Annotated in this window: 1 protein-coding gene; it reads left to right on the top strand. The window is 73.5% G+C overall.

All coding sequences use genetic code 11. The features are described 5' to 3' along the window. A partial coding sequence (locus JHN63_RS51355; RefSeq protein WP_374223037.1) for an FAD/NAD(P)-binding protein occupies positions 1-1,027 on the top strand: 1,027 nt, incomplete at both ends.

The following is a 1,027-nucleotide window of genomic DNA, read 5'->3' as shown; positions in this document are numbered from 1 at the left end:
GCCTGGGCCCCGCCCGCACTGCGCACCTCGCCCCGCTTCATCAACTCCCCTTGGACACCAGGTGCGTTGGACGCCGTACGCGAGGACACCACCGACCTCCTCCTCGTCGGCACCGGCCTCACCGCCGTGGACCTCGCCCTCACCCTCGACCGACCCGAACGCACCGTGCACGCCGTCTCCCGCAGCGGACTCCTGCCGCAGCCCCACGCGTTGGGCCCGGCCGGCACGATGGAAGCACCGAGCTGGCCGAGCGACCTGACACTGAACGGACTGCGCCGCACCGTCTACCGGCACATCGGCCGCTCCGTCCGCACCCACGGCGACTGGCGGCCCGCCCTCGACAGCCTCCGCCCGCACACCGCGAGACTCTGGCACAGCCTCACCCCCGAAGAACGCGGGGAGTTCCTCGCCCACGAGGGCGCGATCTGGAACACCCACCGCCACCGCATGGCCCCCGCCACCGCCGAATCGGTCACCCGGGCCCGCACCGCACGGCGCCTCCAGGTCCATGCCGGCACGATCGCCGATATGACGGAAGCAGACGGGCAGTTCGTCGTCACCCTCACCAACGGCCGTACCCTGCGCGTCGGTTGGGTGATCGACTGCACCGGACCGGGACAGCGGCTCGAAGACCCGTTGTGGCGTGGGCTGTTCGAGGCGGGTACCGCCGTCCCCGGACCGCTCGGCATGGGGGTCGCCACCCGTGACGGACGCCTCCTCGACGCCCAAGGCCGCTGCGTACGACCGCTGTTCACGCTCGGCGCCCCGAGGCGCGGCGAACTCTGGGAGACCACCGCGATCCCCGAGATCCGCGTCCAGGCCGCCGCCCTCGCCCGGCACCTGCTCGCACCACCGGCCCGCCGCACCCGCCGCAGGCCCGTCGACGGACTCGGACTCCCGCTCTCCACCCACGCCGAGGCCGCCACCGCGTACCGCACCGGACTCGACCGGGTCCTCAAAGTCCGCGCCGGAGCCGAGGACGCCTTCAACCGCGCGGTCGCCCTCGACCCCGGATTCGCCCTGGGCC

The sequence above is a fragment of the Streptomyces sp. MBT65 genome, assembly GCF_016612545.1.
In the GTDB taxonomy this organism is placed as follows: domain Bacteria; phylum Actinomycetota; class Actinomycetes; order Streptomycetales; family Streptomycetaceae; genus Streptomyces.
Note: the sequence above shows the minus strand (reverse complement) of the source record. Positions and strands in the feature narration are given on the sequence as shown.